The 19,520-nt window shown below is 65.8% G+C and carries 19 protein-coding genes and 1 pseudogene; 6 read left to right on the top strand and 14 right to left on the bottom strand.

Annotated features, from left to right (window positions below; translation table 11 throughout):
* Positions 1 to 342 precede the first annotated feature (342 nt).
* The 4 genes and pseudogenes from JOL79_RS26575 to JOL79_RS26565 all read right to left on the bottom strand — a co-directional run bounded on the left by JOL79_RS26575 (position 343) and on the right by JOL79_RS26565 (position 2,192).
* Entirely contained in the window at positions 343 to 759 is a 417-nt protein-coding gene (locus tag JOL79_RS26575) for a PIN domain-containing protein (RefSeq protein ID WP_210158618.1), read from the bottom strand.
* A complete protein-coding gene (locus tag JOL79_RS26570) occupies positions 735 to 1,046 on the bottom strand; it encodes a hypothetical protein (RefSeq protein ID WP_210158617.1) in 312 nt (103 codons plus the stop codon). Before JOL79_RS26570 ends, JOL79_RS26575 begins: the two co-directional genes overlap by 25 nt.
* Before the next feature lie 97 nt (positions 1,047 to 1,143).
* Positions 1,144 to 1,269: pseudogene (locus JOL79_RS35990) on the bottom strand (peptide-methionine (S)-S-oxide reductase MsrA); the annotation flags it as partial.
* A gap of 89 nt (positions 1,270 to 1,358) precedes the next feature.
* Positions 1,359 to 2,192, bottom strand: coding sequence for a helix-turn-helix domain-containing protein (locus JOL79_RS26565; protein ID WP_210158616.1), 834 nt, complete (start codon positions 2,190 to 2,192; stop codon positions 1,359 to 1,361).
* Between the two features lie 113 nt (positions 2,193 to 2,305).
* Between JOL79_RS26565 and JOL79_RS26560 the strand changes: the two genes are divergently transcribed.
* The 3 genes from JOL79_RS26560 (at position 2,306) to JOL79_RS26550 (ending at position 5,531) form a co-directional block, all read left to right on the top strand.
* Positions 2,306 to 2,899: an NADPH-dependent FMN reductase gene (locus JOL79_RS26560; RefSeq protein WP_210158615.1), complete on the top strand. Its 594-nt coding sequence runs from the start codon at positions 2,306 to 2,308 to the stop codon at positions 2,897 to 2,899.
* Complete coding sequence (locus JOL79_RS26555; protein WP_307848740.1) at positions 2,896 to 3,879, top strand: aldo/keto reductase; 984 nt, start codon at positions 2,896 to 2,898, stop codon at positions 3,877 to 3,879. Before JOL79_RS26560 ends, JOL79_RS26555 begins: the two co-directional genes overlap by 4 nt.
* Before the next feature lie 230 nt (positions 3,880 to 4,109).
* Entirely contained in the window at positions 4,110 to 5,531 is a 1,422-nt protein-coding gene (locus JOL79_RS26550; RefSeq protein ID WP_210158614.1) for a recombinase family protein, read from the top strand.
* A gap of 372 nt (positions 5,532 to 5,903) precedes the next feature.
* On the opposite strand, the gene JOL79_RS26545 is transcribed toward JOL79_RS26550, so the two are convergent.
* From JOL79_RS26545 to JOL79_RS26525, 5 genes are all read right to left on the bottom strand, one after another.
* Entirely contained in the window at positions 5,904 to 6,446 is a 543-nt protein-coding gene (locus tag JOL79_RS26545) for a DUF4262 domain-containing protein (RefSeq protein ID WP_210158613.1), read from the bottom strand.
* Between the two features lie 298 nt (positions 6,447 to 6,744).
* The gene (locus JOL79_RS26540) at positions 6,745 to 7,263 is read right to left on the bottom strand and encodes an SLATT domain-containing protein (RefSeq protein ID WP_210158612.1); all 519 of its coding nucleotides are present in this window, start codon (positions 7,261 to 7,263) and stop codon (positions 6,745 to 6,747) included.
* A complete protein-coding gene (locus tag JOL79_RS26535; protein WP_210158611.1) occupies positions 7,250 to 8,509 on the bottom strand; it encodes an RNA-directed DNA polymerase in 1,260 nt (419 codons plus the stop codon). The genes JOL79_RS26540 and JOL79_RS26535 overlap by 14 nt, the downstream gene beginning before the upstream one ends.
* 672 nt (positions 8,510 to 9,181) lie before the next feature.
* The gene (locus JOL79_RS26530; RefSeq protein WP_210158610.1) at positions 9,182 to 9,727 is read right to left on the bottom strand and encodes a GIY-YIG nuclease family protein; all 546 of its coding nucleotides are present in this window, start codon (positions 9,725 to 9,727) and stop codon (positions 9,182 to 9,184) included.
* 533 nt (positions 9,728 to 10,260) lie between these two features.
* Positions 10,261 to 10,479 (bottom strand): hypothetical protein, encoded by a 219-nt coding sequence (locus JOL79_RS26525; RefSeq protein WP_210158609.1) that lies wholly within the window; start codon positions 10,477 to 10,479, stop codon positions 10,261 to 10,263.
* Positions 10,480 to 10,564: 85 nt separating this feature from the next.
* Here JOL79_RS26525 and JOL79_RS26520 point away from each other — a divergent pair, with 85 nt between their 5' ends.
* On the top strand, positions 10,565 to 10,816 hold the full coding sequence (locus tag JOL79_RS26520) for a GntR family transcriptional regulator (RefSeq protein ID WP_150935878.1): 252 nt from the start codon (positions 10,565 to 10,567) through the stop codon (positions 10,814 to 10,816).
* A gap of 30 nt (positions 10,817 to 10,846) precedes the next feature.
* On the opposite strand, the gene msrA is transcribed toward JOL79_RS26520, so the two are convergent.
* Complete coding sequence (msrA, locus tag JOL79_RS26515) at positions 10,847 to 11,533, bottom strand: peptide-methionine (S)-S-oxide reductase MsrA (protein ID WP_210158607.1); 687 nt, start codon at positions 11,531 to 11,533, stop codon at positions 10,847 to 10,849.
* Between the two features lie 133 nt (positions 11,534 to 11,666).
* Between msrA and rarD the strand changes: the two genes are divergently transcribed.
* Positions 11,667 to 12,578, top strand: coding sequence for an EamA family transporter RarD (gene rarD / locus JOL79_RS26510; protein WP_210158606.1), 912 nt, complete (start codon positions 11,667 to 11,669; stop codon positions 12,576 to 12,578).
* Positions 12,579 to 12,684: 106 nt separating this feature from the next.
* Entirely contained in the window at positions 12,685 to 13,521 is an 837-nt protein-coding gene (locus tag JOL79_RS26505) for an LLM class flavin-dependent oxidoreductase (RefSeq protein ID WP_210158605.1), read from the top strand.
* A 22-nt stretch (positions 13,522 to 13,543) separates the two neighbouring features.
* Here JOL79_RS26505 and JOL79_RS26500 read toward each other — a convergent pair whose 3' ends face one another.
* Genes JOL79_RS26500 through nuoL form a run of 4 tightly spaced genes read right to left on the bottom strand, consistent with a single transcriptional unit; the run spans position 13,544 to position 19,443 of the window.
* The gene (locus JOL79_RS26500; RefSeq protein ID WP_210158604.1) at positions 13,544 to 14,539 is read right to left on the bottom strand and encodes a polyprenyl synthetase family protein; all 996 of its coding nucleotides are present in this window, start codon (positions 14,537 to 14,539) and stop codon (positions 13,544 to 13,546) included.
* 10 nt (positions 14,540 to 14,549) lie between these two features.
* Positions 14,550 to 16,049 carry an NADH-quinone oxidoreductase subunit NuoN gene (nuoN, locus tag JOL79_RS26495; RefSeq protein ID WP_230985545.1) on the bottom strand — a complete coding sequence of 500 codons (1,500 nt, stop codon included), beginning with the start codon at positions 16,047 to 16,049 and terminating at the stop codon, positions 14,550 to 14,552.
* A 47-nt stretch (positions 16,050 to 16,096) separates the two neighbouring features.
* On the bottom strand, positions 16,097 to 17,602 hold the full coding sequence (locus JOL79_RS26490; RefSeq protein ID WP_210158602.1) for an NADH-quinone oxidoreductase subunit M: 1,506 nt from the start codon (positions 17,600 to 17,602) through the stop codon (positions 16,097 to 16,099).
* On the bottom strand, positions 17,602 to 19,443 hold the full coding sequence (nuoL, locus tag JOL79_RS26485; RefSeq protein WP_210158631.1) for an NADH-quinone oxidoreductase subunit L: 1,842 nt from the start codon (positions 19,441 to 19,443) through the stop codon (positions 17,602 to 17,604). Before nuoL ends, JOL79_RS26490 begins: the two co-directional genes overlap by 1 nt.
* Positions 19,444 to 19,520 lie beyond the last annotated feature (77 nt).

Raw genomic sequence — 19,520 nt, 5'->3', positions numbered from 1 at the left:
TTGACTACGGTAAGCATGGGCGTGCCCTCCCAGCCGACGCGCCAACGTCGGCCTACTCAGTGACCTTCGAATCGATCACTCGGGAGGGTACGCCCCCGAGCCGATCCACAGGTTCTGAGCATTGCTCCCGTACCCCCAGCTCATAGCGTTGATGCTATGAGCCGACGCTCCATCACGTCTCGCTTTCAAATGAACACGGTGCGATACCCAGCTCCGTCGCAAGGACACCACTGCAGGGGTCACCTAGCTTGACGTTGGTCCCGCCGATGCCGCAGTAGCCGTTCGGATTACGGAACAGGTACTGCTGGTGGTAGTCGTATCGCTGGGGCAATAATTCAGCACCTACACGCGCACGAGACGAACCGCCTTGCCGCAGATCTTGCTCATGTCGTCCTCGTCCGAGGTGAGGATGATGACGGGCCGGGTGGAGCGAAGAGCCGTGGCGGCCACGACAGCATCGATCGCGTACTTGTGGCCGTGAAGACCGCTCTCACGGAGCAGATCCAGCGCGTGGATGGAGACCTCCTCGGTCACCGGCTCGACACGCAGCCGGGACAGGTGCCAGCGCAACCGATCGTTCGTCACCCGGCCGTCGAAGGCCTCGATAGGCGTCAGGGCACTGATGGAAACGCGGAAGTCGTTGTTCTGCGCCTCTCGGACAATCGCCGTGACTCGCTGGTCGGCCGCACACCACTTCGAGAGCCCCTCGGAGTCAAGGATGACCGTCCCCGCACTCAGCTTGCTTCGTGCGCGTGCCATCCACGCTCCTCCTGTAGCTCCGGAGCGGACTTCACGCTACGGAGCAACTGCTCAGCCTCGTCCCGCAGATGCTGCGGGATGGGACCGCACTCGTTCTCGTTCGCCTGCAGGGCCTCCTCCAGCAGGTCCCGCTCGATCTGCCGCTCCACAGCGGCGTCGACGTAGGCAGAAAACCCGCGCGCGCCGACACGCTCCTTGATGGCGCGGATGTTGCCGGCCCGCAAGGAGACGCTCACCTTGGCCGCGGGCCCTTCCCCTGGCGGAAATGCCTGTTCAGGCGTACCCATAGCGGTAGTTTACTACTTCAAGTAGTAAACTACCAGCACCAGAAACATGAAACCTCCGAGAAGCACGACGGCGCCCGGAGGTCTCACCACATCCCGGCTACTCCTCCGAAGAGGTCGTCAGCCCAGCCGGGCACCAGCCTGAAGGGTCACCTGCGTTGGTACCGGTGCCGCCGGTCCCGCAGTAGCCGTCCGGAAGCTTGAACAAATACTGCTGGTGGTAGTCCTATCGCTGAGGCAACCTGCTACACACGCACAAGGCGGACGACCTTTCTCCGTACAGACCCGCCTGCAACAGATGACGGCCGGGGTGCGTTACGAGATTGCGCGGAGTCGGACCGAGGGGCGGCGGAGTTGATCGATGCTCTGGGCTGTCGTCTCGTCCGCAGGGAGGAAAACGACCAGTTGTTGTGCATCCGAGGAGAGTTCGAGCGTCTCGCGGAGCAGCCGAAGTTCGTGCCCAGATGGGTGGTTGAGTCGGAGCATTTCACGTCGCGGAACCAGGTGACGGTTCATGCGCCGCGTGAAGTCGGGCCCGGCGATGGGTGCGAGTTCCGCGGTGAGCCACTCGGAGTTCTCGACAGATGGTGCGAGCCACAGGTCGAAGGCTTGCTCGTCCGCGACGTCGTCCCAGTCGGCGAAGAACGTGCGGGCGGCAGGGTCGGTGAAGACGTAGCGGGTGAGGTTCGGTGTGTCGGTGTCGAGCAACCCGATTTCACCCATCACCAGCTCGTAGCCGCTGGTGTAGGCCAGGACGTCGCCCAGCCGGTTCGTCACCACTGCGATCCCCGGTTCAAGGAGGCGGAGTGTCTCCAGGACAGACGGCCGGACGTCGCGGCGCGGTGGTGCGGGCCAGGTACGGGCGGAACATGCACCGCCGGCGATCTTGGCCAGGTAGCGCAGGTGGTTGCGCTCCGAAGGGTCGAGGCTGAGCGCATCGGCGAGCGCGTTCACCACCGCCGCTGAGGGGTTGCGGTCACGACCCTGCTCGATACGGGTCAGGTATTCGACGCTGACGCCGGCCCGGGCAGCCAGATCCGAGCGTCGCAGACCAGGCGAACGGCGGCGGCCTCGCTCCGGCAGCCCGAACGTCTCCGGCTGGATGCTGTCGCGCTTGGCCCGGATGAAATCCCCCAACGGCGTACCCATGCCGGAAGCATATGGCGCTGCACTTTGACCGCGGCGTGCTCAGCGTGGCCCTCTGGGGGCCAGCCTGAGCACGGTCTGGTTGTCGCACCTACGACGGCCTGATCGTGGTGGGCATGGATGACAAGCACAACTTGGCAATCATCGTCGGGAGCGTCCGGGAGGGACGGTTCGGTCCAGTGGTGGCCTCGTGGGTCGCCGATCAGGCCCGCGCTCATGGTGGGTTCAATGTGGACGTCGTCGATCTGGCCCAGGTCGAGATCCCGCTGGCCCTGCCCGCGGCACCGCCGAAGTTCGCCGGCGACAGCTACCCTCGCCCGAACGGAATGGCGGCACTGACCTCGGCGCTGGAAGCCGCTGACGCGTTCATCGTGGTCACACCGGAGTACAACCACAGCTATCCCGCGTCGCTGAAGGCGGCCATCGACTGGCACTTCACCCAATGGACGGCCAAACCTGTCGCCTTCGTCAGCTACGGCGGCGCAGCAGGCGGCCGGCATGCCGTGCTGCACCTGGAGAATGTGCTGACCGAGTTGCACGCGGTGACGATTCGCGATGGCCTGGCCTTCCCGAACTACTTCACGGCGTGGCAGGACGGTCGTCCGCTCGACCCTGAAGCCTCCGGTTACGCCAAGACGTTGCTCGACCAACTTGCCTGGTGGGCAGGCGCGCTTCGGTCGGCACGCGAGACCGCTCCGTACCCGGCATGAGCGCGGCGACGATGGAGTACGTGCCGCTGGGGCGTACCGATCTCCTGGTCAGCCGGATCGCCCTCGGTTGCATGGGGTTCGCGGATCCGGCGCAAGGCGTCAACCCCTGGGCACTGAACGAGCAGGCTGCAGCACCGATCTTCCGGCGAGCCGTTGAGCTGGGCATCACCCTGTGGGACACCGCGAACGTCTATGGCGGCGGCACTTCGGAGGAGATCGTCGGCCGCGCCGTGAAGGAGTACGCCCGGCGCGAGGATGTCGTCATCGCCACCAAGGTGGGGCTCCCCATGCACGATGGCCCTGGAGGCTCGGGGCTGTCCCGCGAGGCGATCCTCGATCAGGTCGACGCATCTCTTGCACGCCTCGGCACTGACTACATCGACCTCTACCAGGTCCACCGGTTCGATCCGGGAACCCCGGTCGAGGAGACGATGGAAGCCCTCCACGAAGTGGTGGCGGCTGGGAAGGTTCGGTACATCGGCGCCTCGTCCATGTGGGCGTGGCAATTCTCCAAGATGCAGCACACCGCGACGCATCGTGGCCACACGAGATTCGTGTCGATGCAGAACCAGTACAGCCTCGTGCAACGCGAGGACGAACGGGAAATGTTTCCGCTGCTCGTCGACCAAGGCGTCTCCAGCCTGCCGTGGTGCCCACTTGCCAAGGGCCGCTTGGCCCGGCCCTACGGGCAGGCGACCGGCCGCTCGGCGAAAGATCCCATCGGACAACGCTTCTTCGGTGACGTCGATCGTCCAATCGTCGATGCCGTTCACCGAATCGCGACAACGCGTGAGATCCCCATGGCTCAAGTCTCCCTCGCATGGGCGCTAGGCAATCCCACCGTCGCCGCACCCGTCATCGGAGCGACCAAGCCGGCCCACCTTGACGACGCCGTGGCCGCCCTGGCTGTACGACTCGACGAGACTGAGATCGACGCCTTGGAAAGCCGATATACACCCCGCCATCCAACCGGGTTCTGAAGGACGGTCGCCACTGGACGATGATGTACCGGCACGCACTTTCACATGCGCGATGAACGCCAGGCCGCGTCGACTACTCGCCGAATATGGGGCCGGCCCAAGATCAGAGCCGGGTGCGCCGGAGGATCTTGGGCCAGGATGTTGGTGAAACCGCTGGTCTACGCCTCGCCTGTGGTGAGGCCGATGGGGCAGCTCACGCCGGTGCCAACGAGCGTGTATCTATGTGACCCATGCGCAGAGCTGCGATCTACTGCCGGATCAGCCAGGACCGCGCCGGTGCTGGGCTCGGCGTCGCCCGCCAGGAAGCCGACTGCCGAGCCCTGGTCGAACGCCGAGGCTGGAACGTGGTGGACGTCTACTCCGACAACGACGTCAGCGCGTACTCCGGAAGCTCGCGCCCAGCATGGCAACGACTTCTCGGCGACATCGAGGCCGGGACTGTCGACGCCATCGTGTGCTGGCACGTGGACAGGCTGACACGATCCCCACGCGAGTTGGAAGACGTCATCGACCTGGCCGACCGGCGCGGCATCGAACTCGCCACGGTCACCGGGGAAATCGACCTGGCCACCCCCACCGGTCGACTGATCGCGCGCATGCTCGGGGCCGCAGCCCGCCACGAGGCAGAGCACAAGGCCGAACGTCAAAAGCGCCAGCGACGCCAGAACGCCGAGGCAGGCAAGGTCTCCGGCGGCGGGATGCGCCCCTACGGCTACGCCGAAGACCGCATGACCGTCATCGACGAAGAGGCCGACGTCATCCGCGAGGCAGCCCGGCGCGTGCTGGCCGGCGAATCCTTGGCGAGCGTGTGCAAGGACTTCCAGCGGCGGGACGTGAAGACACCTTCCGGGCGTCACTGGGTTCCGACGACGTTGCGACGTCTGCTCGCCTCGGCCCGGATCAGTGGGCGAAGGGAACACATTCCACGCAGCAGCTTCAAGACCACCCGCCCTCTGCTGGGTGAGATCGTCGCCGACGCCGTCTGGCCCGCGATCATCAGCCCGGTCGACTCCGACCGGCTGCGCGCATTACTCAGCGATTCCACCCGCGACTACCGCCGCCAGGCCGCCACCGGGCGCACCTACCTCCTGTCCGGGATTCTGCGCTGCGGCCGGTGCGGGCACCGGATGAACGGCCGTCCCCGCGCAGGCATCCCCCGGTATGTCTGTCCGAACGTTCCCGGCAGCGGCTCATGCGGCGGTGTCGCCACCAACGCCGCCCGAACCGACAACTACGTCCGCGACATGCTGCTGACCGCGCTCGACTCTCCCGCCCTCGCCGAGCGCATCCATCACGACGGCGGCGATGACGACAACCTCACCGAGGCCGTACGCGCTGACGAGGAACTGCTGGAAGAACTCGCCCACGCCTGGGCCAGCCGTGAAATCAGCCGCAGAGAATGGATGGCCGCTCGCACCCCGATCGAACTGCGACTGGACAAGAACCGCGCCCAGTTGGCAAGCCTGTCGCGCACCTCGCCCCTAATCCCCTTCATCGGCACCGCGCAGGAGATGCTCACCCGATGGGAGGCCATGAACGTCTCCCAGCAACGCGCGATCGTCGCCGCGGTCATCCGCACCATCACCGTCGCGCCCGCCGACCCGCGCAAGAAGTGGGACCCCGACAGGTTCGCCTTCGACTGGATCGCTTAGGCCACCTGGCCCAGGTGTTCCGGCCCGGCCTCGCCGATGAGCCGGAACACCGATGCCACCCGTTCCAACACCGCCAGATCTTCGACCACTGGCGGGAGTCCCTGAGCTGCCCGAGATGCCGCCACCCGCGCCCGCATCTCGTCATTCACTCACCCCGACCGGCGCCCGCACTCGCCGCCACCACACGGCACCGCTCTACCGGATCCTCCCCTCGCTGCATACGCTGCCTCCCTTCGCACTCCTCTCTGTCGATGGACAGGATCAAGGGTGCAGCCAGCAGCAAGGTCAAGGAGACCACCCGATGGGACGCCGTCAAGACGTCCTAGAGATCCCTAGCTGGAGCAAGCCGTCCCCCAGCGCGGCGTCTTACCCTCAATGAGACGGAGAAAGATCTCGTTGGTCGCCAGGCCAGAGCCACAGCGAGGGCTGTAGCTCCCGGTACTGCTCGGCGTAGTCCGGGTGCCAAGGGAACCGGCCATCGGGGTCAGGCCACACAACTTCCAGCACCGGAAATGGTGGACGTCGATAGAACGCGATCGCCTGCCCGAAGAACTCTCGATACCACCTCACGTCGACCTGCTTGAGGACCACAGGGTGCCGCGCGATGAGGTCGTGCCGCTCCTGCTCCGCTTCGACAGGCTCCCCCGCAGCGACACCGTCTCCGAGGCGGTTCAGCAGCTCGTGCATGAGATGGATGTCCAGACCGAACATGGCCAGCTCAGGCGACCGGTAGGTGTGCCACAGGCCGACGGTGTAGGCGAAGCCGGGCCCCAAATCGTCCTCTGGAATCATCTTCACGCTCCAGCCGCGACTCCCAACGTGCTCAACGGTATGCCGATCCATGGCATCCCACTCATCGCGGTCCCCGTAGTCATGGCAGACGATGCAGCGACAACCCGGACCATCAGTAGACATGGGCCGTAGCGTACGACTCGCGATCAGCGAAGCAGCCGGACTACGGCCTCTGCTACTGGCGATATCCGACCTCGCCCCAAGATCGGAAGCTACTTTTCTTCTCGCTATCAAGCCGCCGCCCGCTGGGCGGCGGGCGGCCGGGCGGTCCGGGCGGGCGTGCGGCCTCTCCGGGCCGGTCCCGCCCGGCCACCCCGCCGCACCATCGCACGGTGGGTAGAAGCGCTCGGCCTTTGGAAGTCCGGCTGGCAGTCTGACTGCTACTCAATAGCCATTTCCGAAGCTGTCGCATCTAAATGTCTCACGCGCCTTTCGCGGGTTCATCTGACCCCTCGTATGAAAGAACGCCCGCACCAATGCGACGCTGTACACGCTTGAATAGGCGATTGGGAATCAGCTCGCTACTGGAAACTACTTCCCCGTACTCTTTTCGGAGCGTTCGGAGTTGCTTCTCTAGATCTGTCTCGCTGGGCTTTTTTATCGCCAGAGTGCGCTCCATTCTAGCTTTATGGCGTAACTCGGTGAAGCGACGGCCAGAGTCCTTATATGAACTGACCTGCTTACCCGATCCGAGAAAAGATGCGGTCGCAGCGACTGCGCCAGCGACAGCGCCGACCGCACCCCATTGCTTGTCACCCCCAAGCGCAATCAGTAGCGAGGTGGCAGCGGTTACCACTGCTGGGATAAAGACTATAGCTTTTCCCCAAAATTCAGCCGACTTGGCTGCCTCAAAATATGACTGTGCCGAATAGGATGCGTCTTCGTAAAGCCTTTCGAGTTCTATTAGGTATGGACGAAGTTCATCGTCAGGTGAAGTCATATTGTCTCCCAGTTGCCGGAACGGGAATCTTCTCTGGGCGTTGTTTCAAGTACTCAACGGTGAGCCTCAGCTCGGGATCGGAGTCTGCGACTACAGACAACCATTGATCGGAGCATTGCCCCGCTTCGTAACAAGCCACCAACAAGGCTCGGCGTACTCTATGGTTCTGTTCCTGCTGGAACTCCTGCTTAAGGCGCGAGGCACCGCCCCGAAGGCCGTAGAGGCCAAGGTAGCGAGCAGCGAACTCGCGTACGAAGCTTTCCTTATTCCGGTTCAGCAAAAGGTCCCATGCCGCCTTAACTCCTTTATTCGTCTGGACAGCATTCTGGATCATGTAGATCAGGAGATGCTGTTCGGCGTATGGGTACAGAAATAGCTTGCTATTGGTGAGTAGGTCGATAACCGAGTTGCCGATGCTGGGGTTCTCTTGGTGGAAAAGGCTAAGGTACGCCAGCGCTTCACGAGCTAGATGAGGCACCTCTCCCATATTGGCCAGGAGCCACTTGACCGCATAGTCGTCCACAAGAAGCTTAAATTTGCCAAGGCTGAACTTGAGGTCCCTGGCCCTCACCGGTTCTTGTGCAATGACTCTGTCAAAGAAGGCCCTCAGCTCGCCTGGCGCCTCCTGATCAGCGACGGTTATGCCATAACTGATGGCATCCTTCTCGCTATCTTCAAACTCATTAGGGACATCATGGCTACCAATGATTCTGGTCTTGTTGCCAGCCAGGTTGAGATGGCGATATCGTAGCAGCTTATTTGCCTCTACAATGATTTCGCGAAGCGCAAGCCAGTCATTGGCGAAAATATACATGTCATCCGAGTATCGGAAATGCCGATATCCTCTCCGCGCAAGTTCCATGTCGAGGGGGATTAGGTACAGATTTGCGAGGATTCCCGAAGAATCTGGGCCTTGCGGCAGTCCCCACGCGTGACTCAAGCCGTTGAAAGCCCGCAGGAAGTTATCGAGGATTTCAACAGACCAATCTGGAACATCCAATGCGCTGAGGTCTTCTATCAGTTGATCAACCTCAATGTGCTCATAGAAGGCAGTGACATCGGTGCGAGCCAGCAGAAGGGAAGGATTCTTGTTGTGAAGACTCTTGGCAACTCTCTGCATTGTGATCCACATTTTGCCGGGACCGACTAGACGCTGCCGCCTCTTCCACCATCTATAACTATAAACCCCACGTGGGATTGCAGACTCGATGCTATCTGCCGCTGCAAAAACTGCTGCGTCATACACGAGACGATGCTCTGGTCGCAATCGAGCGAGCGGGCGAACGGAGATTATGTCCTTGGGCAAATCCACAATCTCAACATGAGCGGGAGCGTAATCGTTACTCATGACCTTGCGAGCCAAGTTCTCCCGATATGAAGACCAGCCAGCACGAAGATCTGCATGAGCGATCGGATCTGGTATGTCAAGATCTCCGCTCGCGCTTCCCAAGTGTTTGAGGGCAAGGTCGAGGTAAGTTAGAACAGACTCTTGCGCGCTCTGGTCCACGAGGCCCGCCCAAGATAGGTGTTGATGCGTTCCAAAGAAGGTCATCTTAGCGGGCACTCCGCGGCTTTGCTCTGGAATGCGACCGTTCCGATCAATGCACAGCGAATCCTGACAGTCAGTGCTCTGGACGGTGAAGGTACTGCATTGCGGATCGCGGACTGACGTTCCAGGTGCCTGTATGAGAAAGGCAGTAAAGCTAAACATCCCAAGGTAACGATCGCAGCTCCTCGGCAGGTGGGCATCACATCCTTGTCCTCGACGCGAGGTGCGTCGGAGTGGTTAAGGCCGTGTCGATCGCTCACTTCGGAACCCGCCGTTGATAGCTGGGGCGATCGCTACCGCGGACCGACTGCGTCGGTCCTTGCCACCGGATGAGCGGGCTGGCCGAGCGTGCTAGCGAGCGGGAGTCTCTCAGGAGCTGATCGGAAGGCTCCGAGCGCGCGCACGTGCGGACGCGCGGAGGCCGCTCAGGTAGGGGTGGAAGGCGTGGTGGCGATTCTGGTCCAGGTTGAGAGGGAGATCTAATTGAGCGATTAGCTCGGTTTCGGCGGCCCAGGGTTTGTTGTGCTGGGTCCAGCACACACGGGCGTACTCCGCCATCCAGGCCGTCAGTTCTGTCTCGCCGACCTTGCCGAAGGTGAGTCGCCTCCCGCTGCCCACGCGGCGAAGCTCCAGTCCGAGCAGGCAGCCGAGGGTGAGTCGCAAGGTCGATCCCTCTGCGTTGCCCCGGAAGTGGTAGCGGACTCTGTTTCGAAGATTCTGCTTGCTGACGCGGGTAGCTATGCGCCGAGGAGCGATGCCGACGTACAGGAGGCGATCTGTAGGCAGAAGCGGATGCGGGGCCTGCGTGAAATACCACCCGTAGACCCCTGGTGCAGCCGGCACCGGGCTCGGTCGAGCGAGGACTTCGGCTGCTTCCCACAGTCTGGTGGGTTCTACCAGCTCAGCAGTGATCACGTGGCCTCCAATCTGCCCAGTGGAGGAAGGTTAAAGGGCGTCACCGACAACTACGCTCCCGGCGGCCTCGCGTTGCTGTACAGCAGGACGTACAGCAACGCCTCCGCACACGATCACCTGTCACCGCTCTGCGATCACCTCTTGAGCTGGGTGTGATCGCACTGACAGGCGGTTAGCCCTGCCCTTGTAAACAAGAGTCAGGCGTCAACGGGCTGAGCCCATCAGAATCCGCATCCACCAGTAGCGGGCTTCGTCGCCTCTCCAGCCGCCGGTGTATTTGTGCTCGGGTGCGTCAGACTGAATGACCTTGTGGACCTGGTAGATGCCGCCGACACGGATGAGCTCGTAGACAACTGCCTGGCAGCAGCAGGTGTGGTCGATGACTCGGTAAGGCCCACGAGGCTGGTTCTGCCACTCCAACCGTTTCCGGCTCCGTAGCGCGATGCCCGGATGGACCGCGATGCCCGGGCAGTCCCACTCTGGGGCCTCCACCAGATCGCGGGCCAGCCGACGCGGCCCTCCCTGCACCGCCGTCATCGCGCGGCCGACCGGCCCGTCTGTTCGTCCAGTTCGCGCCGCAGCTCGTCCAGGGTTTCGGCGGCTACCGTCATGCAAGCGCCGGCCACGAGCTCGGCACGGGTAAGCCGATGACCCCGCCGCGTCGCGTACCAGTCTCCCGGCCCGTCATCCGCCCGGCTGCGCCAGATCGACCAGCCGGGGAAGCCCGCTACCAGTTCCTCAAGCTCCGTCATGCCCGCAGGCTACAGAGCCTAAATATACCTGTCTATAGCTATGAGCTTCTATGTCTCTCCTGGGGCTACTACCTACAGTTGCCGCGTGATCGACTACGACCCGACGCGACCCAAGTGGGTGCAGATCTACGAGGTCGTACGCGCACGCATCGAGTCGGGCGAGTACCCGCCTCGTTACCTCATCTCCGAGGTCCAGATGGAGGGCGAGTTCGGCGTCGCCCGCGTGACCATCCGCAAGGTGACCGCCAAGCTCCGCGAAGACGGCCTCATCGTCACCACCCCGGGCATGGGCTCCTTCGTGGCCCAGGACAAGAACGAGACCTCCGAGCAGGCCTGAACCGCCACCCGGAGGTCTCAGCAATCCCGGCTACTCCTCCGAAGAGGCCGTCAGCCCAGTCGGGCACCAGGCCGAAGGGTCACCTGCGTTGACACCGGTGCCGCCGATGCCGCAGTAGCCGTTGGGGTTACGGAACAGGTACTGCTGGTGGTAGTCCTCGGCGAAGTAGAACGGGCCGGCCGGGGCGATCTCGGTGGTGATCTGGCCGTACCCGGCCTTGGTCAGCACCTCCTGATACGCCTCCTTGGACGCCCGCGCCGCCTTCTCCTGCTGCGGCCCCTGGGTGTAGATCGCCGACCGGTACTGCGTTCCGACGTCGTTGCCCTGTCGCATGCCCTGGGTGGGGTCGTGCGCCTCCCAGAACACCTTGAGCAGTTCCTCGTACGAGACCTGGAGGGGGTCGAACACGACCCGGACGACCTCCGTGTGCCCGGTCAGAGCGGTACACACCTCCTCGTACGTGGGGTTGGGCGTGTATCCGCCCGCGTAGCCCACTGAGGTGGAGACGACGCCCGGGGTCTGCCAGAACTTGCGCTCCGCCCCCCAGAAACAGCCGAGGCCGAACTCCGCGATCTCGGTCCCCTCCGGGTACGGCGGCGCGAGCGGTGCGCCGAGGACCAGGTGGCGGGTCGCCACCGGCATGACCTCTGACCGGCCCGGCAACGCCTCCGAGGGGTCCACCATCGTCGTCTTGTCCTTGCCGAACAGCCAACCCATGCCGACCTCCCAATTCTTTCCGACTACGCCAACCGTCGGCACGCCCGGCTTGTTCCTCACATTAGCCCTCCTAAAATATCGGACAAGAGATACTTAGTTGTGGTAAAAGCCCGAACGGGCAAGGATGAGGGACATGCCTGAGTCCCGCCGAGGTCTGCTCTACGGAATCGCCGCCTACGTGATGTGGGGCCTGTTCCCTCTCTACTGGCCGCTGCTGAAGCCGTCCGGAGCCGTGGAGATCCTCGCCCACCGCATGGTCTGGTCGCTGGTGGTCGTCGTCGCCGTCCTCGCCGTACGGCGGCACTGGTCGTGGGTGCGGCGGATCACCCGGCGGCAGCTGCTTCTCCTCACGATCGCGGCGGTCACCGTCTCGCTCAACTGGGGGACCTACATCTACGCCGTCAACGCGGGTCACGTGGTGGAGAGCGCGCTCGGCTACTTCATCAATCCCCTCGTCAGCGTGCTGTTCGGGGTGATCGTGTTCCGGGAGCGGCTGCGGCGCTGGCAGTGGGTGGCGGTCGGCCTCGGCTCGCTCGCCGTACTGATCCTCGCCCTCGACTACGGGCGCCTGCCGTGGATCGCGCTCGTGCTCGCCGTGAGCTTCGGCACATACGGGCTGATCAAGAAGACGGCGCAGGTCGGCAGTGCCGAGAGCCTCGCCGTTGAGACGCTCGTCCTGCTGGTGCCCGCGCTGGCCTATCTCGTGGTCCTCCAGGTCCAGGGCACCGGCACCTTCGGCGGCCATGGGCTCGGGCACGCCCTGCTGCTCGCGGCGTGCGGCCTGATCACCGCCGTACCGCTGCTCTTCTTCACCGCCTCGGCGCTGCGGGTGCCGCTGACCGTCATCGGTGTCCTGCAGTACATCGCGCCGACCCTGCAGTTCCTGTGCGGCATCCTGGTCGCGCACGAGACCATGCCGGCGAGCAGATGGGTGGGTTTCGCCATCGTGTGGCTCGCGCTGAGCGTGTTCACCTGGGACAGTCTGCGCGCCGCCCGCACGTCCCGCCGTGTCGCCCGTACGGCTCCCGCGCTCGAAACCGTGTGACAGCCCCCGCGGCGGCCCAGTGCCCCGGCCGTACTCTCCCGGAGGTACGGCCGCCATCACCGCCGGGGGGACGACGCCCGCCCGGCCGGCGGCGAAGATCGGGGGCATGACCATGGAGTTCCGTTTCGGAATCGTGGCCGGCCTCGCACCGCACGCCGGCGTGTGGACGGCCCTCGCCCGCCGCGCCGAGGATCTCGGCTACTCGACCCTGCTGACCCCCGACACCCTCGGCACGCTCCCGCCGGTGCCGGCGCTGACCGCCGCGGCGACGGTCACCACCACCCTCAGGGTCGGCACGTTCGTGCTCGCCGCCCCCTATCGCAATCCGCGGCAGCTCGCGTGGGAACTCGCCGGGCTCGACTTCCTGTCGGGCGGACGGCTGGAGGTGGGCGTGGGCACCGGCCGTGCCGCCGCGCGGAAGGACGCCGAGTTCCTCGGCGTGCCGTACGGCACGGGGGCCGAGCGGGTGGCCGCCGCCGCGGCCCTGATCCGGGAGGTGCGGGCCGCGTTCGCCGGCTCCGGCGGCTTCTCCGGCGCGGTCCAGCGCCAGGGCCCGCGCGTCCTGCTGGCGGTCCGGGGCGCGCGCACGGTGTCGCTCGCCGCGGAGGAGGCCGACATCGTCACCCTGGCCACGCAGCCGGAGGCCACGGAGAAGGACGCCGGGGAGATCGTGGCCGCCCTCAGGGAGCGGGCGGGCGACCGCTTCGACCAGATCGAGATCGGGTCGAACCTCATGCAGATCGGGGACGAGCCGCCGGCCTGGACACCGCCGGGGTTCACTCCGCTGTCTCCGGACGCGATCGCCACGGTCCGGGGCTCCCACCGGGAGATGGCCGACACACTGTTGCGCAGGCGCGACGAGCTGGGGATCTCCTACGTGACCCTCGCCGGGTCGTCGGCGGAGACGTTCGCGCCCGTCGTCGAACTCCTGAACGGCCGCTGAGGCGCATCAGCCCGGACGGCGATCAGCCCGAGCGCTCCCCGACGTAGCCGCAGAGGGCGAGCAGGGCGTCCCGGGCGGGGATATCCGGCAGACCGGACAGCGCCGTCCTGGCCCGGTCGGTCCAGCGAGTGACCTCCTGCTGCGCCCGCGACATCGCGTCGTGGGCGCGCAGCAGGGACAGGGCCTCCGCGAGGTCCTCCTCGGCCACCGGGCCGGACAGCAACTCCCGCAGGCGGGCGTCGGCCGCGTCGTCCGAGGCGAGGGCGTACAGCACCGGCAGGGTGCGGATGCCCTCGCGCAGGTCGGTTCCGGGCGTCTTGCCCGACTCCACCGGCAGGGCGGCCACGTCGATCAGGTCGTCGCCGAGCTGCCAGGCCACGCCGATCGCCTCGCAGGCGTCGGTGACCCGCTCCACGATCTCCGGCGGCGCGCCGGCGAGGGTGGCGCCGAAGTAGGCCGAGGTGGCGATCAGCGAGCCGGTCTTGTCGGCCAGCACACCGATGTAGTGGGAGACCGCGTCCTGACCGGCGGCCGGGCCGATGGTCTCGCGGATCTGCCCGCGTACCAAACGGGAGAACGTCCTGGCCTGGACGCGGATGATGTCGGCGCCGAGGTCGGCGAGGATCTCGGACGCCTGGGCGAACAGGTAGTCGCCCGTCAGGATCGCGACGCTGTTGTCCCAGCGGGCGTTGGCCGACTGAGATCCACGGCGCACGCGCGCCTCGTCCATCACGTCGTCGTGGTAGAGCGTCGCCAGGTGGGTCAACTCGATCACGACCGCCCCGGGCACCACGCCGGGGGCGTCGGGGTTGCCGAACTGGGCGGCCAGCAGGACCAGCATGGCCCGGAACCGCTTGCCGCCCGCCTCGATGAGGTGGCGGGACGCCTCCGTGACGAAGGCGTCCTCACTCTCGACGGACGAGCGGAGCAGCTTCTCCACGGCCGCGAGGCCGTTCGCCAGATCTTCGGCCAGCCGCTCGTCGGCCACAGGAATGTCCACAACGGGCGGCGCGGCCATCTGAAAACTCCTAACGAACGAACAGCGATTGAGCAGCCGAGTGGGCCAGATGGAGCACGGGCTCCGGGTAGACCCCGAGGACTACCGTAGCCAACGCGGCGAACCCGACCACAGCCGCGGTGCCCCGCGACGGCAGGACGACACTCGGCCCGTCGGCGGCCGGGTCGCTGAAGAACATCAGCACGATGATTCTGACGTAGAAGAACGCGGCCACGGCCGAGGCCACCACACCCACGATGACCAGGGGCGTGGCGCCTCCGCTCACCGCGGCCTGGAACACCGCGTACTTCCCGAAGAACCCGCTCGTCAGCGGGATGCCGGCGAAGGCGAGCAGGAAGAACGCGAACACCGCGGCCAGCAGCGGGGAGCGCTTGCCGAGACCCGCCCACCGGGACAGGTGCCAGGCCTCGCCGCCCGCGTCGCGCACCATGGTCACCACGGCGAACGCGCCGACCGTGGTGACGCCGTACGCCACGAGGTAGAACAGGATCCCCGAGAGGGCCGAGGTGTTCTGCGCGGCGGTCCCGGTCGCGACGACGCCGACGAGCAGGAAGCCGCCGTGGGCGATCGACGAGTAGGCCAGCATCCGCTTGATGTCGGTCTGCGTGATCGCGAGGACCGCGCCGACCACCATCGTGAGGATCGCCACACCCCACAGGACGGGGCTCCAGTCCCAGTCGAGGCCGCCGAGGCCGACCCAGAAGACCCGCAGCAGCGCGCCGAACGCGGCGACCAGGGTGCCGGAGGCCATCAGCGCGGTGATCGGGGTGGGCGAACCCTGGTAGACGTCGGGCTTCCACGCCTGGAACGGCGCTGCACCGATCTTGAACAGCAGGCCGACGCCCAGCATGCCCGCGCCGAGGTAGAGCAGGGTGTCCTGCCCGCCCACCGTGCCGAGGGCCGCGTTGATCCGGGCGAGGTCGATCGAGCCCGCGTAGCCGTACAGCAGGGCGGTGCCGTAGAGGAAGAAGGCGGACGAGAACGCACCGAGCAGGAAGTACTTGACGGCGGCCTCCTGGGAGAGCAGCCGCCTGCGCCGGGCCAGGCCGCACAGCAGGTACAGCGGGAGCGACATGACCTCCAGGGCCACGAACGCCACCAGGAGGTCGTTGCTCGCCGGGAACAGCAGCATCCCGCCCACGGCGAACAGCACCAGCGGGTAGATCTCGGTGTGCGCCGCGCCCGAGTAGAGCGCCTGCTCCTCCTCGGCGGAGCCCGGCACGGCCGCCGCGGCGGCCACGAAGTGGCCCTCGTCGTTGATGAGCATCACGCTGACGAACGCGAGCACGAGGATCGTGCCCCAGATGAACAGCGCGGGCCCGTCGACGGCGACCGCTCCCATGGCGGCGGGCTTGGTGGGCACACCCTTGAGCGCCTGCCACACGGTCAGTGCGAACGCGCCGGCCAGTGACAACAGGGTGAGCGGCAGGTGGATCGCCGACCGCAGATAGCGCGGGGCGAACGCCTCCACGAGTACGCCCACGATGGCCGCGCCGAAGACGACGAGCATCGGCGCCAGCAGGGCGTACTCAATGGTGGGCGCTTGGATGGTGCCGTTCACTGGCCCTCCTTGGCAACGGGTACGGCAGGCGCGGGATCCGACACGCCGACGCTGGACAGGGTGTCCTTGACCGCCGGGTGGATGACGTCGAGGAGCGGCTTGGGATAGAAGCCGAAGATCAGCAGCAGGGCGATCAACGGCGCGACCACGAACTTCTCCCGCGCGTTGAGGTCGCGCAGGCCCTTGACCGACTCGGCCGTGGGGCCGTTCATGGTCCGCTGGTACATCCACAGGATGTAGATCGCGGCCAGGATGACGCCGGTCGCCGCGATGATCGCCGGGACCATGTACCGCTGGTAGGTGCCGGTGAGGACCATGAACTCACTGACGAACGTGCTGAGGCCCGGCAGCGAGAGGCTGGACAGACCGGCCACCAGGAACGTCCCCGCGAGGACCGGGGCGACCTTCTGCACGCCGCCGTAGTCGGCGATGAACTGCGAGCCGCGGCGGTGGATCAGGAAGCCCGCGATCAGGAACAGCGCGCCGGTCGAGAAGCCGTGGTTGACCATGTAGAGGGTCGCCCCGGCCCCGGCGTCCGTCGTCATGGCGAACACGCCGAGGGCGATGAAGCCGAAGTGCGAGACCGACGTGTAGGCGATGAGCCGCTTCATGTCGGTCTGCCCGATGGCCACGATCGCGCCGTACACGATGCCGACCACCGACAGCGCGATGACCAGCGGCGTGAAGAACTTCGCGGCGTCCGGGAACAGCTCCAGGCAGAAGCGGAGCATGCCGTACGTGCCGACCTTGTCGAGCACGCCGACCAGCAGCACGGCCGCACCGGCCGGGGCCTGGGCGGCGGCGTCGGGCAGCCAGGTGTGGAACGGCCAGAGCGGCGCCTTGATCGCGAAGGCGACGAAGAAGCCGAGGAACAGCCACTTCTGCGTCGTCACGTCCTGCACGGTCCCGACGAGGTCGGAGAACATGAAGGTGCCCTTGCCGGCGATCGAGTAGAGCGCGATCACCGCGACCAGCATCAGGAGCCCGCCGAACAGCGAGTACAGCAGGAACTTCACGGCCGCGTACGACCGCTGTGCCCCGCCGTACGACCCGATCATGAAGTACATCGGGATCAGCATGGCTTCGAAGAAGACGTAGAAGAGGAAGACGTCGGTCGCCGCGAAGACGCCGATCATCATCGCCTCGAGAACGAGGATCAGCGAGAAGTACGTCCGGACCGACCGCTTGCCCGCCTCCGCGTCATGCCAGGAGGCCAGCACGACGATCGGTACGAGGATCACCGACAGCAGGATCAGCACCAGGGCGATCCCGTCGACGGCGACGCCGTAGTGCACGCCGAAGGACGGGATCCAGTCGTAGGTCTCGACGAACTGGAACTTGTCGCCGTTCGGGCTGAACTGGACCGCCATGCCGACGGTGAGCGCCAGCACGATCAGCGAAACGACCAGCGTGAACTGCTTGGCGAGCTTGTCGTTGCGGACGAGGGTCACGCCCAGCGCGCCGAGCACGGACACGCCCATCAGGGTGGAAAGCCAGGGCATCACAGGTTCCCTACGACGAGCCAGGCGCCGGCCAGGAGGGCGGCGCCGACGAATATCGACAGCGCGTACGAACGGACGAACCCGGTCTGGATCCGGCGCATGCGCCCGGACGAGCCCCCGATGAAGGCGGCAAGACCGTTCACCAGGCCGTCGATCCCGCGGTTGTCGAAGAACACCGCCAGGCGGGTCAGCCACTGGCCGGGGCGCATGAACAGCGCCTCGTTCAGGGCGTCGCCGTACAGGTCGCGGCGGGCGAACGTGGTGAGGAAGGAGCCGCGCGGGGCCACCGCGGGCACCTCGGCCGCTCCGTACCTGAACCAGGCGAAGGCGACGCCGATCGCCACGAGGGCGAGGGTGACGAGGCCGGTGGCCGTGAACGGGTTGAAGGACGGCAGCTCCTCCGGCGCCCCGACGGCGGGGGCCAGGAAGGTCATGAACCGGTTACCGATGATCAGGAACGCGCCCAGGCCGAGCGCCCCGATCGACAGGATGATCAGCGGCCAGGTCATGACGGCGGGCGACTCGTGCGGGTGAGCCGTGGGCTCCCAGCGCCTCGCGCCGAAGAACGTCATGAACACCAGGCGGGACATGTAGAAGCCCGTGATGCCCGCGCCGAGCACGGCGAGCCAGCCGAGGATCGCGTTGTGCTCCATCGCGACCTCGATGATGCCGTCCTTGGTGAAGTAGCCGGACAGCAGCGGGAACCCGATGATGGCGAGGTAGCCGATCAGGAAGGTCACGAAGGTGATCGGCATGACCTTCCGCAGGCCGCCGTACTTCCGCATGTTCACCTCGTCGTTCATGCCGTGCATGACCGATCCGGCGCCGAGGAAGAGGTCGGCCTTGAAGAAACCGTGCGTGATCAGGTGGGCGATCGCGAACGCGTACCCGGCCGGGCCGATGCCCGCGGCGAGCACCATGTAGCCGATCTGCGACATCGTCGACCCGGCGAGGGCCTTCTTGATGTCGTCCTTCGCGGTACCGATGATCGCACCGGCGAGCAGCGTGGCCACACCGACGATCGTGACGACGAGCTGGGCCGCCTCGGCGCCCTGGAAGATCGGGCCCGACCTGACGATCAGGTAGACGCCCGCGGTGACCATGGTCGCGGCGTGGATGAGGGCCGACACCGGGGTCGGGCCCTCCATCGCGTCCAGGAGCCAGGACTGCAGCGGGAGCTGCGCGGACTTGCCGCACGCGCCGACGAGCAGCAGCAGGCCGATCGCGGTGAGCGTGCCGGACGACGCGCCGCCCGCGGCGGAGAACACGTCGGCGAACGCCAGCGAGTGGAACGTCGCGAAGATCGTGAAGATGCCGATCAGCAGACCGAAGTCGCCGACCCGGTTGACGATGAACGCCTTCTTGGCGGCCGTCGCCGCGGAGGGCTTGTGCTGCCAGAAGCCGATCAGCAGGTACGACGCCAGGCCGACGCCCTCCCACCCGACGAACAGGCCCACGTAGTTGTCGGCCAGCACCAGGAGGAGCATGGCCGCCACGAACAGGTTCAGGTAGGCGAAGAAGCGCCGCCTGGCCGGGTCGTGCGACATGTAGCCGATCGAGTAGATGTGGATCAGCGAGCCGACGAAGGTGATCAGCAGGCAGAACGAGATCGACAGCGGGTCGACCAGCAGGCCGACCTTGGCGATTCCCGGGATGAAGTCGTAGAGCGGGACGCCGCGGCGGCGCTCTCCCGGCTGGAAGCCCAGCACCTGGAAGAACGCGAGCGCGGCCACGACGAAGGACGCCACCGCCATGAGGACGCCCAACAGATGGCCGTACTTGTCGGAGGCCCTCCCGCCCAGCAGGAGAGCCGCCGCCCCAATCAGGGGGAAGGCGATCATCAGCCAGGCGACCCCGATCGCCCCACCGGAGTGGGCGATGATCGACGCTACGTGCGAAGCGGGTTCCACGGCCACCT

The sequence above is a fragment of the Microbispora oryzae genome (assembly GCF_017896165.1).
GTDB lineage: Bacteria > Actinomycetota > Actinomycetes > Streptosporangiales > Streptosporangiaceae > Microbispora > Microbispora oryzae.
Note: the sequence above shows the minus strand (reverse complement) of the source record. Positions and strands in the feature narration are given on the sequence as shown.